The sequence below is a fragment of the Telmatobacter sp. DSM 110680 genome (genome assembly GCF_039994875.1).
Taxonomy (GTDB): domain Bacteria; phylum Acidobacteriota; class Terriglobia; order Terriglobales; family Acidobacteriaceae; genus Telmatobacter.
Window position 1 is genome coordinate 3,071,445 of sequence record NZ_CP121196.1, and the last position, 14,422, is coordinate 3,085,866.

Below are 14,422 nucleotides of genomic sequence, written 5' to 3' on the forward strand. Positions count from 1 at the left end.
CGCCATGGCACGAGGTTCCGCATGAACTCACGCAAGTTTGTTGTTACGTGTCTTGCTTTTGTATTCAGTGCTTTCTGTTTGTCAGCGCAGGATCGGTCGTATGGGCGATCGGTGGTGGCTACGCAATACGGGATTGTGGCTACGAGCCAGGTGGCGGCTTCGCAGGCGGGAGCGCGGGTGCTGGAGCAGGGAGGTTCGGCGATTGATGCGGCGATTGCAGCCAACGCTGTGCTCAACGTTACGGAGCCAACTTCAAACGGCATGGGTGGAGACTTGTTTGCCATCTACTGGGATGTGAAGACCGGCAAGCTATATGGACTGAATGCGAGCGGGTGGGCACCGAAGACGCTGACTATCGAGCATCTGCGCGGGAAGGGCATTACGGAGATGCCGCAGGAAGGGATCGACTCTGTCACCGTGCCAGGGGTGGTGGATGGATGGGTGAAGCTGCATGAGCGCTGGGGAAGGCGGCCGTGGCGCGAATTGTTTCAGCCGGCGATTTTTTATGCGGATCATGGATTCGCGGTGGGAGAGATTATTCATGCCTGGTGGGAAGGCGACACCAAGGGGCTGATGACCAATCCGGAGAGCCAGCGGGTTTTTCTGCCTGGCGGAAAGGCTCCGGCGGCCGGCGAGGTGTTTCGCAATCCTGATGTTGCGCGTGCGTTCAGGCTGGTTGCTGACCAGGGTGAGGCAGCGTTTTACAAGGGCGAGATCGCGAAGGCGATTTTGAAGACGTCAGACGAGCTGGGTGGGACGATGACGGCTGACGATCTTGCTGCGTATTCGGCGGAGTGGGTTGAGCCGATCCACACAACGTATCGCGACTGGACTGTGTATGAGTTGCCGCCGAATGGAGACGGCATTGCCGCGCTGGAGATGCTGAACATCATGGAGCGGGCGCAGCCTGATCCGGCGGGTCCGCACAGTCCCGGCGAACTGCACGATCGCATCGAGGCGATGAAGCTGGCGTATGCGGATGTGAAGGCGTATGACGGTGATCCGCGATTCGGGAAGATTCCGGTAGAGCAGTTGCTGTCGAAGCAATTTGCGGCGAAGCGGGCGGCGTTGATCGATCCTCTGCGTGCAAACTGCACGGTTGCGCCGGGTGCGCTTGGTACGAGCGATACGACGTATTTCAGCGTTGTGGATCGGGAGGGCAATATTCTTTCGATCATTCAGAGCAATTACAACAATTTTGGATCGAACGTGACGGTGCAGGGCATGGGATTCGCTCTGCAGAATCGCGGGGGATTGTTTTCGCTGGATTCGAAATCACCGAATGCGCTGTCGGGTCGGAAGCGACCATTTCACACGATTATTCCGGCGTTTATGCAGCATGGCGATGAGCATATCGGTTTCGGGATTATGGGCGGCTTGAATCAGCCATTGGCGCATGCGCAGTTTGTGTCGAATGTAGTGGATTACCACATGAACATCCAGGCGGCGATGGAAGAGCCGCGCTTCACGGACAGGCAACAACTTGGTTGCAGGATTGTGATTGAGTCACGCGTGACGCAACCGACGCTTGATGCGCTGACGAAGATGGGGCATGTGCTGCAGGTGCATCCTGACTATACGTCGCAGATGGGGCGTGGACAGGCGGTGCTTCACAACAGTGCGACGGGGATGAACTTTGGGGCGTCGGATCCGCGTGCGGATGGGGCGGCTGTTCCGGAGCAGCCGGATTTTGCGAAGCCGTAGCGAGAGTCGGGAAGTACCCAAAAGCAGATTCTTCGTTCACCACACCCGAACCTGCCCCAAAGAGCGAGGCTCTTTGGGGACCCCTGAAACGTTCGGGGCCCCGTTAGCTCAGAATGACACCTTCTCAACTTCTATTTAGAAACGCAAAAGCGGCGTTTGGCCGCGCTAGCGCGAACTTTCTAAGCGACCTTTCCAAAGGAGCAGAGATTGTTTTTGCTCTATTGGTGCTTTGGCCATGGGTCGCGGAGCAGCGAGCGGAGGCCTAGATCGTTGCCGTAGCGCTCCACTTCTACTTCGGCCATCTGGATCGCCTTGGGCATGCCTTTGAAGGCGGGGACGGCGTCGGAGCCCATGATCTGCGGGGCTACGAAGAGGTGCACGCGGTCGACCATTCCACTGGCGAGCAGGGCTGTGTTGAGGCGGGTGCCGGTTTCGGTGAGGACGGTGAGAATGCCTTCTTCGCCAAGTTTGTCGAAGAGCTTGCTTAAAGGAACACGGCCCGCTTCAGCTGGGAGGACTTCGACGCGGATGCCGCGGTTGCGGAGTTCGTTGATGCGGGCTTCGTCTTTCGAGACGGTGAAGATGACAACGTCGTTCTGGACATCGCGCACCATTTTGCAGTCGAGGGGCATTCGGAGGGCTGAATCGAGCACGACGCGTAACAGGGGGCGACGACGGCGGAGACCGCTGCGATCGGTGAGCATGGGGTCGTCGGCAAGAACTGTATCGACACCGGTGAGTGCAGCGTCCGCTTGCCAGCGAAGGGGCTGGACTGCGGCGCGGGCTTGTTCGCTGGTGATCCAGTAAGGCTCGCGGGCGGTGTGCTGGCCCGGAGGTGGTGCGATGCGGCCGTCGAGGGTCATGGCAACTTTCATGAGAACCAGAGGACGCTTGTGCTGGATCCAGCGGGCAAAGCCTTCGTTGATGCGTCGGGCTTCGGGTTCGCAGACTCCGAGTGAGGTTGCAATGCCTGCCGCGCGCAGGCGTTCCATGCCGTGACCGGTGACCGAGGGATTGGGATCGCCAGTGGCGGCAACGACGCGGGCTAGTCCTGACGCAATTAGTGCTTCTGTACAGGGGCCGGTGCGGCCGGTGTGATTGCAGGGCTCGAGGGTGATGTAGGCGGTACCGCCTTTGAGACGGTCCTCTTTCTGATACGTGAGGGCATGTTGCCTGGCTTCGTTGAGGGCAACGACTTCGGCGTGATCGCGGAGGTCGTATTCATGCCAGCCTTCGCCTATGACCTGCCCGGCGCGGTCGAGGATCACGCAGCCGACGGCGGGGTTGGGGGAAGTGACACCGATGCCGCGACGGGCTAGTTCGAGGGCGCGCTGCATCCAGTAGATGTCTTTTTCTGATGTGCTCATAGTGCAATGCGGCTGATTGATGGCGACAGGAAGAAGTGTAACCTTTCAGATGGCTCGACGGCCTTCCTCACTCGTTCATTCATGTGGCTGATCGGAATAGCGAGCGCAGAGATTCGGAACGTTTATCCGCTACCCAACGTCATTGATGTTGAAACTCGGGGAAAAGGACGGACCCAACATGCAAGCAAGGATTCTGCGGATTTGTATAGGTGTGGCAATGCTCCTGACGGGATATATGGTGGGGACGCACACCTCAACTTCTATTCATGCGGAAATGAAAGTGACTGTGCCGAGCGGGTATGGAAAGGTTGTCGCCGGGGATAGCTCATCGCTCTGGTTTGAGGATTCAAACGGTACGCTTCGGCAGGTCAACATACCTGCCGGCAATACAATTTTCACTATCGCTCGACAAAGATAGGGCGCCGACGAAGGTTGCGGAACGAAGCAGATCCTTCGCTTACCACCCCCAAGCTGAAAAACGCTTGGGGGCCCGTGCGCTCAGGATGACACCTTGGTTACTTGGGAATATGAAATTCGCTAGCCGAGCAGGGCGTCTACGAAGGCTTCGGGAGAGAACTCCAGCAGGTCGCTCATCTGCTCGCCTACGCCAACAAACCTTACGGGGAGATTGAGTTCACGGGCGATGGCTACTGCGATTCCGCCTTTGGCGGTGCCGTCTAGCTTGGTTAGCACAATGCCGGTGGCGCCGGCGGATTGCGTGAACTGACGCGCTTGTTGCAGGCCGTTCTGGCCGGTGGTGGCGTCCATTACGAGGAGCACTTCGTGAGGGGCGCCGGGGATTAGCTTCGATGCGGTGCGGCGCATTTTGTCCAGCTCATCCATGAGGCCGGACTTGGTGTGGAGGCGACCGGCGGTGTCGACGATGAGTTCGGCGATGTTGCGGGCCTTGGCCGCACTGGCCGCGTCGTAGAGTACGGCAGCAGGGTCGCCGCCCTGGCGGGTTTTGATCATTTCTACGCCGCTGCGGCTGGCCCAGACTTCAAGCTGTTCAATGGCTGCGGCGCGGAAGGTATCTGCGGCGCAGAGGAGCACGGTTTTATCCTGCGCTCGATACCACGCGGCCAGCTTGCCGCTGGTGGTGGTCTTGCCGGTTCCGTTGACTCCAACGAGGAAGGTGACCTTGGGAGGAGCGGAGGGGTCTGCGACGGGGCGCATCGGGGCTTCAAGGATTCCGCGGATCTGGGTCTTGAGCAGATCGCGCAGTTCCGCGCCACCTTCGATGGCTTGACGGCGAGCGCGTTCGCGGAGGGCATCGAGGATTTCGGTGGTGGTCTGCACACCGATGTCGCTCATGATGAGCGCGGTTTCCAATTCTTCAAGAGAAGACTCATCGACTTCGCGGGTGAGCGCGACGATGTCGTTGATGCGCGTGGAAAAGGTCTCGCGGGTGCGCGTGACGGCCTGGCGCATACGCGAGAAGAAGCCGGACTTCTGTTCTTCTTCGCCGCCCTCGGATTCCTGTGCTTTCTTTTTATCTTCTTCGTCGTAGCCGGTAAATAACGTAATCATCTGCTGGATATCCAGTCTTGAGTCTAGAGCATCTGCGCATCGGGCGCGAATTGGCAGGAACTGCGCGAGTTCAGCGACGAATTGTCCACTATCGGACACTGGGGCTGAGAAGTTCGACCGTGTGATCTTTTCTTCCAACCGACTCAAAACATTTGCACAGATTTCGCTTGAACTGAGGAGAGGGGTTGCGGAAGAATTTCGAGACGGCTCGCGAGGTCCCATCGAAATTCTCGCGAGGGAGGGAAAACATGAGTCAGGTACGTGTGCTGGTTGGAACCAAAAAGGGTGCTTTCGTTCTTACTTCGGATGGCAAGCGGGACAAGTGGGATGTGAGCGGTCCGTTTTTTGCGGGCTGGGAGATCTACCACATGAAGGGTTCGCCAGTAGATCCCGAGCGCATTTACGTTTCGCAAACGAGCGGATGGTTTGGCCAGCTACTGCAGGCTTCGACGGATGGCGGCAAAACATGGTTCCAGCCCGGCGTGAAGGCGGAAGACGCGACGCCGCAGTGGCCGCCGGTGAAGAGCAACCGGTTCACGTATGACCAGTCGCCGGAGACGGGCAAGCCGCTGACCACGCACCAGTGGTATGACGGCACGCAGCATCCGTGGGAGTTCAAGCGCGTGTGGCACCTGGAGCCGTCGCTAACCGATCCGAATACGGTGTACGCAGGAGTGGAAGACGCGGCGATCTTCAAATCGACGGACGGCGGAGAAAGCTGGCACGAAATGCCGGGATTGCGCGGACACGGCACGGGGCCCGACTGGCAGCCGGGAGCGGGCGGAATGTGTTTGCACTCGATCATTCTCGATCCGAGCAATCCAGAACGGATCTTTATTGCGATTTCGGCGGCGGGGGCGTTCCGTACGGATGATGGCGGAAAGACATGGAAGCCAATCAACAAGGGGTTGTACTCGAAGTACATTCCGAATCCAACGGCCGAGATCGGGCACTGCGTGCATCACATCGCGATGAATCCGAAACGGCCCGGAACTCTTTTCATGCAGAAGCACTGGGACGTCATGCGATCAGACGATGCGGGCGATAACTGGACGAAGATCAGCGGCAACCTGCCCACCGATTTTGGGTTTGTAATTGACGTAAATACGAATGAGCCGGAGACGGTGTACGTGGTGCCAATCAAGAGCGACTCTGAGCATTTTCCGCTGGATGGGAAACTACGGGTTTATCGCAGCAAACGCGGTGGCAATGAGTGGGAGGAACTGGCGAAGGGACTGCCCGAAAAGGACTGCTATGTGAACGTGCTGCGAGATGCCATGGCGGTGGACAAACTGGATAAGTGCGGCGTGTATTTCGGCACGACGGGCGGGCAGGTGTATGTTTCGCCGGATGGCGGCGACTCATGGAAGGCGATTGTGCATGATCTGCCGGCAGTTTTGTCCGTGGAAGTACAGACACTGGCGTAAGAAAACAGTGATCAGTGGCCAGTCATCAGTGGTCAGGTGAAAGTAAACGGCTAGCGGTGCGAAACGGGGCCGAGTTTTTATTGGGCGGGTATGGGTAATCCAGAAGTGAAAGCGAACATGAGCAAGGTGGTGGTGCAGATTCCTTATCACCTGCGCAACCTCGCACGAGTAGATGGAGATGTGACGCTGGAAGTCGCGTCGCGGGTTACGATTCGCTCGGTGCTGGATGCGCTCGAGGCTCGGTATCCGATGCTGTGCGGAACGATTCGCGATCACGACACGCTGCAGCGGCGGCCGTTTCTGCGCTTCTTTGCATGCGAAGAGGATCTATCGCATCAGTCGCCAGATGCGCCGCTGCCGGAAGCTGTCGCCTCGGGCAAAGAACCGCTCTTGATTGTTGGCGCAATTGCGGGTGGCTAGCGGATCGCGAATATAGAGGTTCCGAGCAAGTGGGAAGTCTGAATGAGACGATTGCAAGACTGCTCACCGGTCGAGAGCCTCCGATCATCAGGGACCGGTGAACCCAAGACTAGAGAAAAGAAGCTACGCCCGCCTAACCCATGATCGACTGTCGTCTTTCATGGGGTCCCAATGCGCGGATTCTCAGGATGACACTCACACTCGCTTGGTCATCTACTGGAGCGGCGCAGGTCACATATCAAGACTGGGAGAAGTATTTTTTCAGTGGAGTCCAGTAGCGATTCTTCCAGCCCCAATCGAGATGGTCGAATAGCCCGGATGCGAAGCCGGTGTGGTCAAACGTGAGGCTTGTTCCGGCGGCTGACGGTTTCAATTCGAAATGGACGATGGAATAGGCACCCGGATCCCATGATGCTGGGCGCCACGCTTGGACTATGCGCTGGTTGGGTACGAGTTCGATGTTGCGGCCCTGGATGAGTCCGCCAAACATCAAGATTGTCCCGCCTTGCGCAGCGTCGATCGTGGCTGGCATGCCGGAGAAATTAGCAAACTGTTTCGCATCGAGGATCGCCTGGTAAAACTTTTCCGGGCTTGTCTTGAAATCGAGCACATAGTGGATTGTCGTACGCGCCTGATTGGGAGACGTGCACGGCTTTTCTTCGGCGGGTTGCTGGGATGGCTGAGCGTGAGCGGCACAGGCAGTGAGGGTAGCGACACCGGCAACGATCTTGCTGAGTGCATTGCGGCGCGTAAGAAAGTTTGAGGGCGAAGATAGGTTAGCGTTCATGTGACCTCCGCAAAACGTGGGAACTGAAGAATTGCCGTGCGGAGAATTATCGCAGCGCGAGCCGTGAACGAATTGTCATTCTTTCGCAACTTTTTCTTTGAAGACGTAAAGGGGATCAGTGTTCGCCTTTGCCGGGGCGTAGCATTAGTTGGCGAATCGCCTCGCGGGGATCTTTTCCTTCTTCAAGAATCAATTCCATCTGTTCTGTGATTGGCATCTCGATGCCGTGCTCGCGAGCCAAACCCAACGCAGCGCGTGAAGTCAACACGCCTTCGGCAACTTTTCCGCCGAGGCTTTCGAGGATTTCGGGTAGTTTGCGGCCTTGTCCCAGCGCCTGGCCAACGGTGCGGTTACGCGAGAGCGATCCGGTGCAGGTGAGCACCAGGTCGCCGATTCCGCTGAGTCCAGCGAGGGTCTCTCTCTGTCCGCCGCATGCAACGGCGAGGCGGGTGATTTCCGCGATGCCGCGCGTGATGAGTGCAGCTGTAGAGTTGTGCCCGAGGCCTACGCCAGCTGCTACTCCAGCAGCGATGGCGATGACGTTTTTGAGTGCTCCGCCGAGTTCGACGCCGATCACATCAGTGGAACTGTAGAGACGTAACGTCTCAGAAGAGAATTCCTGCTGAATGAGAACTGCGATTTGTGGATCGCTGAAAGCTACGGTGACGGCTGTGGGCTGCCCCTGCGCAACCTCGATGGCAAAACTTGGGCCTGAAAACGCGCCGATGGAGAGAAGCAGGCCGGCGGGCTCAAGGGTTTGAGAGATCACCTGAGTCATGCGGCAGTGGGTTTCTTTTTCGATTCCCTTGGTGGCGCTGACGACAAACTGCCCGTTGTGGAGATGGCTCTTGATCCGATGGAGCGTAGAGCGCAGAAACTCGGAGGGAATGACGGAGACTAGAATCTCTGCCGTTTCGATGGGCGCCATTTCGGCGGTGATGGTGAGTTCATCCGGCAGAGGAAACCCGGGGAGGAAAAGGGTGTTCTCGCGCGCAGAGTTGATCACCTGCGCTTCCTGCTCATTGTGTGCCCAAAGGGTCACGTCGTGACCACCGCGGCGAGTGAGAGAAAGCGCGATAGCAGTGCCCCATGCTCCGGCGCCCAGTATGACGATCCGGCTCATGCGGGTTTCCTTTCGTGAGTGCGCGTGCCGAATCGACTTTCTGTTCCGGCGAGGAGACGGCCAATGTTCTGATGGTGCTTGAGGATGATCATGAGGGAGACGATGATTTGTGCAGCGATAAAGAGTGCGGATTTTTCACCGCGAACCATGAACCACGCGAAGATAGGAAAACTGGCTGCGCCGAGGATCGAGGCAAGCGAGACGTAACGGGTGATGAGCAGGACGAGGGTGAAGAGCGCGATGGCGGAAAGTGCCGCCCAGGGTGCGGCGACAAGAAAGACGCCAAAGCCGGTGGCGACTCCCTTACCTCCACGAAAGCGCAGCCAGACGGGGAACATGTGCCCTATAACGGCAGAGACGGCGGCGATGGCTTCTGCGTCACGGAACGAGATGAAGTGCGAAAGCAAGGACGTGATCCAGGCGCCCAGAGCGACCGCCGTTGCGCCTTTCAGTACGTCGAGCAGAAAGGTCGCGGCGCCGAGGCCTTTTCCTCCGGAACGGAGCACATTGGTGGCGCCGATATTGCCGCTGCCAACGGATCGAATGTCTTCATGGCGAAAAAGCTTGACGAGGAGATAGCCCACCGGAATGGATCCGAGCAGGTAAGCTATCGCCACAATCAGAAAACTCGCAAGGAGCATGACGAAACAGAGTTTAGCAGGTGAGGCGGTTCCAATTTGAGACCGCTCGTTTGACTGATATTGCACATAGATGTACTCGTCCGCGGAGGGGCTGAAGATGGTGAGATTTCGTCACCGGCTGGCACATGTGAGCACGTCGGAGTAGCGTGAGGCATCACCAAAACGCAGAAGCGCATACCAGGCATCAAGCGACGGCTGGGCGTAGAGGCCGAGCTCGCGAAAGATTTCGCGTGCGAATCCTACGGACGCAAATCCAGATGCGGTAATCAGGCCCTCGTCGGCGATGGCGGGAACATCGCAGTAGAAGGCAACACCGTGATATCCGGTTGCAGCAAGATATTCGCGGCTGTTGCTGGTGTGGTGGAAGTCGTCGAGCATGCCAGCGCGAGCCAGCGCAAGGGTCGCTTCGCTGATGGCTGCCACAGGGATGCCACGGATGCGGAAGCGGCGGCCCACATCGAGAATGTGGGCACAGTTGTCATCTGTCCAGAGACCGCCCCCGGGGAGAATGAGCATCGCTGCGCGATTGATTTCGATTTCAGCGACAGATATATCGGGCAGGATGCGCATGCCGCCCATCGTGGTGACGGGATGAATGGAGCATCCGACGGTTACGACGCGATAGCGGCCGGGCACGCGTTGGAATTGGGGATTATTGATTCCGGCGATGGCGAACGCTGACTCCCAGTCTGCCACTCCGTCGAAGACGAATACGTAAACGTCGCGACCTCTCATCTCATCAACCTCCATCGACTAAATGAGTATCGCTTGCAATATATGACAATCGATGTCATATATGATCTGAAAAGATGAAAATGTTGTGAAAGGGATTGAGGTCGCATGAAGGCGGATCGGTTGATGTCGGTGCTGCTTCTGCTGCAGGCACGGGGGCAGGTGACCGAGCGGGAATTAGCCGAGCAGCTTGAGGTTTCGCAGCGCACGATTCATCGCGATCTTGAATCGCTGAGTGCTTCGCGCATTCCAGTCTCTGCGGTTCGCGGGGCGCAGGGTGGCTGGCAGCTTGAGAAGGGCTGGCGAACGAATGTCCCAGGACTGAATGAGGCGGAACTAAATGCGCTGTTGATGGCACAGCCTCGCACGCTGGGGAATACGCGGCTTACAACCGCGGCGCAGAGCGCTTTGAATAAATTGATGGCCGCGATGCCGGAGCCGATGAAGGCGCAGGCGGCACATCTGCGGCAACGCCTGCACGTGGATCCGACGGGCTGGCGCGATACGGGCGAGGACCTGTCGATGCTGGCGGCAGTGCAGGACGCAGTGGCGCGCGATCGCAGGTTGTCGTTTGACTACACGCGCGCTGACGGCGAGCAGTCCGCGCGCACGGTTGATCCGCTGGGACTGGTGTCGAAGGGACTGACCTGGTACCTGGTAGCGCGGACGGCGGATGGAATGAGGACGTTTCGGGTGGCGCGAATGCAGAGGGTGACAGTGCTGGCGGTGGGATTTGAGCGTCCGGCACGGTTCGATCTCGAGGAGCACTGGAAGTCGTCGACTGCGGAACTAAATCGCAAGAGGGCAGGCTATCGGGTGATTCTTTCGCTGACAGAGGATGCTGCAAGACGGGTGCAGACGTGGTGCGTGGCTAAACCGGTTGCCCCGGGAAGCGGAGCGCGCAAGGCGCTGGAGGGACGGGTCACGCTGCAAGTTGATTTCGACAATGACCGGGAGGCGCGCTTCATTGTTCTAGGGCTCGGGTCGGCGGTGCGCGTTGTCGAGCCTGAATCGCTGCGACAGTGGGTGGAGGACGAGGCGAGGGCAGTGGCTGATACCGCGAAAAGAGATTGAGGAATACTGCAGACGAGTCGCATTGATCCGGATGTATACTTCATCGTCCCCCGGATCCTCAATTCAATGTGAATGAAAGGCAAAAGCAAATGCCCAGTTATCTTGTACAGGTTGCGTATACGTCGGAAGCCATGGCGGCGATGATCAAAAAGCCGCATGACCGTGCGTCGGTTGTCGGCAAGGCAGTCGCAAAGCTTGGAGGTTCGCTGAAGGAGGCGTGGCTGACCTTTGGCGACTACGACACGGTTGTGCTGGTGGAGATGCCGGATAACGTGAGCGCAGCAGCCTTCGCGATGGCAATCAGCGCGGGTGGTTCGTGCAGCGCGGTGAAGACGACTCCACTGCTCTCCATCGAAGAGGGCATTACCGCGATGAAGAAGGCGGCTGGATCGGGTTACAAGCCGGTTGCGGGAAAGTAAAACCGCGATTCAACAGCGAATGGAGTGGCCGGCACATTTCAATATGGCCGGCCAATTTGTTGAGGTTCTGAAATCTAGTCGACCATGACTTCGCCAGGCAGGATGGGGCGGGTGCGTGGCAGTGCTCCGTTGTACGCAGCCGCACCTATGGCGAAGAGCATTCCCGCATAGATTGCGAGTTTGATGAGGCTTCCTGTGCGGGTGAGCGGAAGTGTCTTCCACAGGATCATGAGGACTGTTTGAGAGATCGTAACTGCCCACACTGTCCCGTAGAAATAGCGACGCTCGATGCCTTCGTTTTTCGTCGATTTCCCGACGCGGGGAAGTTTGCCGAGTGCGCCTAGCAGAAGGATCAAGATGGCGAGAGGGAAGTAGACGTACTGGTAAAGCTGCTTCATGGTCCATACGCCGGTGATGACGGCGATGATGAGGCCGATGAGGTTGAGTGACGCGAAGTTGATTGCGGCGTTCCAGGCGAAGGTGTAGCAGACCTTGCGATAGAGAGGATTGGGGCGGTCCTCATCGAAGCGCAGGATGTAGGGCGCGGGTTCGACGCCGGGGAGCTGGCCCTTGATGCCGGCGACTCCTGTTCCGATTAAAACGAGCGCGAGCCATGCTCCGTTGGCCATGCTGAATCCGTGGGCGAAGAGGCTGAAGACCAGCGGTCCCGGTGCGAGGAAAAAGACCCAGATCCAGATGGGCCAGTGGAGCACCCGGTAATATCCCTTGTTGCGGGTACGCATTTTGCGGGCGTCCGCATACTCAACCCTGCCGCTATATCGCATATAGCGCGAGTCTTTCAAAGCGCGCGCGACTGAGTCAACACGGCGAGGCTGATAACGGCCTCGCCGATGGGTCAGGCCTTGGCTGAGCGGCGTTCGCGTCCGCTCAACAGGTAGATGGCAGCGCGCAATTCAAGCAGCGGGTCGGCAGATGGCTCGATTCCGTCGACGCGGGGGATGGGATCGAAGATGATCTGCTTCTGCTGCACGAGAGTGTCTTCAATGACGCTGGTCAGTTCGAGGGTACCGAGTTCAACGAGTTCGCGGTCTTCCGGCCAGTGGATGGTTGCGTCGTCGGTTACGTCTCCAGAAGCGGCGATCTGAACAAGAATTCTGAAGAGGATGGGGCTTTGTCTGACGCGATGCGCCAGCTCTTCGGAGTGGTAGTCGGCGCGGAGACGGGCGACGGCGTCGTCGGTGAGGTAATCATTACCGGCTTCGGGAACGATGCGATAGCGGCCGTATTTGCTTTCACCCAGTGCATTGGAGAAACGAAATGCGGTGACACCGAAGTAGGTTTCGCGCGCGAGACTCGACGGGAAGGGCTTGGGCGTCTGCACAAACTTGAGGGCTGAGGGATGCGAGCCCAGAAAGCGTTCGATGGGCTTGGGCGAGGGAACTTCGGGGCCGCTTGCTCCTGCAGCTTTGAGGAATTCGAGAAATTCTGCGCCATCGCGCGTGGGGAAGCCGTCGGTGGAGTGGCTGACGATGTCGGTGTGGACATGCTCGGCCAGATTGAAGCGAATGGCCAGGCCGCGTGGGTTGGCGTCGGGCGCGTTGTCGGGGATAGTGGGAAGTCCCGTCGAGTTGGAGAAGCGGACAGTGACTGGAGTGGACTTGCGGATGATATGCGGAGCTTTGGTCAAGGACGTCGCGCCGGGAGCGGGATAGAACGTGCCGTGCAGCATCAGGCCTTTGGCGTGGGCGGGGCGGAAGCCGGGATGCGGTCCGAAGAGCTTGTGAAATTGTGCAAGAAGGTCGTTGGCGAGAGCGACGACTTTTTCATCATTGGGCAGAGGCATGGGGAAGTCTCCGATTGGCATTGCCGGTTTCGGGTCTTTGGAGCAACGCCGTGATAGTGAAGATAAATTATTGCCGGGGAAGGGTGCGTTAATTTTGCGCGGCTGGAGAAACGCAGCCGATGCTGTGACTGCAATCTACATGAGCTTGCGGCGGATGAGATCGAGACCCAACTGGCTGGCCCACTCGCGAACGCGGTTGCGGTCGCCGCGGAAGTTTCGTTCGAAGGAGTCTGTCTGCTGGTCGTCACTGACGGCGATGTAGACGCGGCCTACCGGTTTGGTTTCGGTGGCTCCGCCGGGGCCAGCTACTCCGGTGACTCCCAGTCCCAGGGTTGCGCCGGTGCGCTTGCGGATGCCTTCGGCAAGCGCTTTGGCCACTTCCGACGAGACGGCACCGTACTGCTCGATCATCTGCGGGGGCACGTCGGCGAATGCGGTCTTCAATTCATTGGAATAAACAACCACGCCGCCGAGGAAGGAGCGGGAGCTGCCGGCTACCGAGGTGATGCGCTGAGCGATCAAGCCCCCAGTGCAGCTTTCCGCGACCGCGAGAGTGGCCTGGCGGAGGCCGAGGTAGTAGAGAACGATCTGTTCGAGCGACTCGCCTTCGGCCGAGTACATCCAGTCATCGAGTGCTTCTTCAAGTTTGGTTGCGAGTTCTTCCACGCGCTGCTCGGCGAGGTCTTCGTTGGCCTTGTTGCAGAGCAGGGTGAGTTGAATGTCGCCGGCGTGGGCGAGGATTGTGGTCTCGACATCGGTGTAGGTGGTGTAGATGGGGGCGAGGAGTTTGTCGGCCTGCGACTCGGGAATCATTGCAGCTTTAAGCGTGCGCTTGGCAAGATGACGAACCGGAACAACTTCCCGCAGCCGGGGCATGCACTCGTCGTCGAACATGGGACGGCATTCATGAGGCGGGCCGGGGATGAGGATGATCAGCTTGCGAAATCCAGAGTAGAGCGTTTCGAGCCACTGTCCCGGAGCGCTGCCATTCGGATTGGTGATGAAGGATGCGCCTTCGATCAGGTCGGCCTGCTTCAGATTGTTCTCAGGCATGCTGATGCGCCACGTAGCTGCGCGGGCGTGCAGCGCGGCTACCTGTGGGGCATCACGCTTTAGTTTGAGAGAGAGTGTCTCGGCAACGGCTTCGCGCGTGAGGTCATCTTCGGTGGGTCCGAGGCCGCCCATGATGATAACGATGTCAGTGCGGCCGAGGGCGTTACGAATTACGCCGACCAGATCTTTCTTGCGGTCGCCGACGATGGTTTTGAAGGAGACGGTGACGCCAATTTCGTTGAGCTTTTCAGTCAAGTAGAGGGAGTTGGTGTCTTGGCGGTACGGCGTGAGCATCTCGGAGCCGACTGCAATGATTTCAGATTTCATGGAAGCAGCTTCTA

The 14,422-nt window shown here is 58.4% G+C and carries 14 protein-coding genes; 5 read left to right on the forward strand and 9 right to left on the reverse strand.

Translation table 11 applies throughout. The annotated features are described in order from the left end of the window. Positions 1 to 21: 21 nt before the first annotated feature. On the forward strand, positions 22 to 1,704 hold the full coding sequence (gene ggt / locus P8935_RS12630) for a gamma-glutamyltransferase (RefSeq protein WP_348260649.1): 1,683 nt from the start codon (positions 22 to 24) through the stop codon (positions 1,702 to 1,704). 218 nt (positions 1,705 to 1,922) lie between these two features. Here the strand turns inward: ggt and ribD are convergent, their stop codons facing one another. Continuing rightward, a complete protein-coding gene (gene ribD, locus P8935_RS12635; RefSeq protein ID WP_348260650.1) occupies positions 1,923 to 3,071 on the reverse strand; it encodes a bifunctional diaminohydroxyphosphoribosylaminopyrimidine deaminase/5-amino-6-(5-phosphoribosylamino)uracil reductase RibD in 1,149 nt (382 codons plus the stop codon). Positions 3,072 to 3,608: 537 nt separating this feature from the next. Beyond that, complete coding sequence (gene ftsY / locus P8935_RS12640) at positions 3,609 to 4,601, reverse strand: signal recognition particle-docking protein FtsY (RefSeq protein WP_348260651.1); 993 nt, start codon at positions 4,599 to 4,601, stop codon at positions 3,609 to 3,611. A 248-nt stretch (positions 4,602 to 4,849) separates the two neighbouring features. Here ftsY and P8935_RS12645 point away from each other — a divergent pair, with 248 nt between their 5' ends. Together P8935_RS12645 and P8935_RS12650 are read left to right on the forward strand one after the other, a co-directional pair. Continuing rightward, positions 4,850 to 6,028, forward strand: coding sequence for an exo-alpha-sialidase (locus tag P8935_RS12645; RefSeq protein WP_348260652.1), 1,179 nt, complete (start codon positions 4,850 to 4,852; stop codon positions 6,026 to 6,028). Positions 6,029 to 6,145: 117 nt separating this feature from the next. Then, positions 6,146 to 6,448, forward strand: coding sequence for a MoaD/ThiS family protein (locus P8935_RS12650; RefSeq protein ID WP_348260653.1), 303 nt, complete (start codon positions 6,146 to 6,148; stop codon positions 6,446 to 6,448). Positions 6,449 to 6,686: 238 nt separating this feature from the next. Here P8935_RS12650 and P8935_RS12655 read toward each other — a convergent pair whose 3' ends face one another. The 4 genes from P8935_RS12655 to P8935_RS12670 all read right to left on the reverse strand — a co-directional run bounded on the left by P8935_RS12655 (position 6,687) and on the right by P8935_RS12670 (position 9,734). Then, complete coding sequence (locus P8935_RS12655; protein ID WP_348260654.1) at positions 6,687 to 7,235, reverse strand: SRPBCC domain-containing protein; 549 nt, start codon at positions 7,233 to 7,235, stop codon at positions 6,687 to 6,689. A gap of 115 nt (positions 7,236 to 7,350) precedes the next feature. Beyond that, the gene (locus tag P8935_RS12660) at positions 7,351 to 8,358 is read right to left on the reverse strand and encodes an NAD(P)H-dependent glycerol-3-phosphate dehydrogenase (RefSeq protein WP_348260655.1); all 1,008 of its coding nucleotides are present in this window, start codon (positions 8,356 to 8,358) and stop codon (positions 7,351 to 7,353) included. Beyond that, positions 8,355 to 8,975 (reverse strand): glycerol-3-phosphate 1-O-acyltransferase PlsY, encoded by a 621-nt coding sequence (gene plsY / locus P8935_RS12665; RefSeq protein ID WP_348260656.1) that lies wholly within the window; start codon positions 8,973 to 8,975, stop codon positions 8,355 to 8,357. The genes P8935_RS12660 and plsY overlap by 4 nt, the downstream gene beginning before the upstream one ends. 135 nt (positions 8,976 to 9,110) lie before the next feature. Beyond that, positions 9,111 to 9,734, reverse strand: coding sequence for a DJ-1/PfpI family protein (locus P8935_RS12670; RefSeq protein ID WP_348260657.1), 624 nt, complete (start codon positions 9,732 to 9,734; stop codon positions 9,111 to 9,113). A 105-nt stretch (positions 9,735 to 9,839) separates the two neighbouring features. Here P8935_RS12670 and P8935_RS12675 point away from each other — a divergent pair, with 105 nt between their 5' ends. Both P8935_RS12675 and P8935_RS12680 read left to right on the forward strand, forming a co-directional pair. Further along, complete coding sequence (locus P8935_RS12675; RefSeq protein ID WP_348260658.1) at positions 9,840 to 10,805, forward strand: YafY family protein; 966 nt, start codon at positions 9,840 to 9,842, stop codon at positions 10,803 to 10,805. A gap of 89 nt (positions 10,806 to 10,894) precedes the next feature. Then, a complete protein-coding gene (locus P8935_RS12680) occupies positions 10,895 to 11,224 on the forward strand; it encodes a GYD domain-containing protein (RefSeq protein ID WP_348260659.1) in 330 nt (109 codons plus the stop codon). 74 nt (positions 11,225 to 11,298) lie between these two features. Here P8935_RS12680 and P8935_RS12685 read toward each other — a convergent pair whose 3' ends face one another. The 3 genes from P8935_RS12685 to P8935_RS12695 all read right to left on the reverse strand — a co-directional run bounded on the left by P8935_RS12685 (position 11,299) and on the right by P8935_RS12695 (position 14,408). Further along, complete coding sequence (locus P8935_RS12685) at positions 11,299 to 11,967, reverse strand: hypothetical protein (RefSeq protein WP_348260660.1); 669 nt, start codon at positions 11,965 to 11,967, stop codon at positions 11,299 to 11,301. 113 nt (positions 11,968 to 12,080) lie between these two features. After that, entirely contained in the window at positions 12,081 to 13,028 is a 948-nt protein-coding gene (locus tag P8935_RS12690) for a catalase family peroxidase (RefSeq protein ID WP_348260661.1), read from the reverse strand. Between the two features lie 135 nt (positions 13,029 to 13,163). Continuing rightward, the gene (locus P8935_RS12695; RefSeq protein ID WP_348260662.1) at positions 13,164 to 14,408 is read right to left on the reverse strand and encodes a competence/damage-inducible protein A; all 1,245 of its coding nucleotides are present in this window, start codon (positions 14,406 to 14,408) and stop codon (positions 13,164 to 13,166) included. Positions 14,409 to 14,422: the final 14 nt, after the last annotated feature.

Excerpts from the sequence above, each read along its gene's own strand:
- ggt (WP_348260649.1), top strand. The coding sequence starts at position 22 with ATGAACTCACGCAAGTTTGTTGTTACGTGTCTTGCTTTTGTATTCAGT.
- ribD (WP_348260650.1), bottom strand. The coding sequence starts at position 3,071 with ATGAGCACATCAGAAAAAGACATCTACTGGATGCAGCGCGCCCTCGAA.
- ftsY (WP_348260651.1), bottom strand. The coding sequence starts at position 4,601 with ATGATTACGTTATTTACCGGCTACGACGAAGAAGATAAAAAGAAAGCA.
- P8935_RS12645 (WP_348260652.1), top strand. The coding sequence starts at position 4,850 with ATGAGTCAGGTACGTGTGCTGGTTGGAACCAAAAAGGGTGCTTTCGTT.
- P8935_RS12650 (WP_348260653.1), top strand. The coding sequence starts at position 6,146 with ATGAGCAAGGTGGTGGTGCAGATTCCTTATCACCTGCGCAACCTCGCA.
- P8935_RS12655 (WP_348260654.1), bottom strand. The coding sequence starts at position 7,235 with ATGAACGCTAACCTATCTTCGCCCTCAAACTTTCTTACGCGCCGCAAT.
- P8935_RS12660 (WP_348260655.1), bottom strand. The coding sequence starts at position 8,358 with ATGAGCCGGATCGTCATACTGGGCGCCGGAGCATGGGGCACTGCTATC.
- P8935_RS12670 (WP_348260657.1), bottom strand. The coding sequence starts at position 9,734 with ATGAGAGGTCGCGACGTTTACGTATTCGTCTTCGACGGAGTGGCAGAC.
- P8935_RS12675 (WP_348260658.1), top strand. The coding sequence starts at position 9,840 with ATGAAGGCGGATCGGTTGATGTCGGTGCTGCTTCTGCTGCAGGCACGG.
- P8935_RS12680 (WP_348260659.1), top strand. The coding sequence starts at position 10,895 with ATGCCCAGTTATCTTGTACAGGTTGCGTATACGTCGGAAGCCATGGCG.
- P8935_RS12685 (WP_348260660.1), bottom strand. The coding sequence starts at position 11,967 with ATGCGTACCCGCAACAAGGGATATTACCGGGTGCTCCACTGGCCCATC.
- P8935_RS12690 (WP_348260661.1), bottom strand. The coding sequence starts at position 13,028 with ATGCCTCTGCCCAATGATGAAAAAGTCGTCGCTCTCGCCAACGACCTT.
- P8935_RS12695 (WP_348260662.1), bottom strand. The coding sequence starts at position 14,408 with ATGAAATCTGAAATCATTGCAGTCGGCTCCGAGATGCTCACGCCGTAC.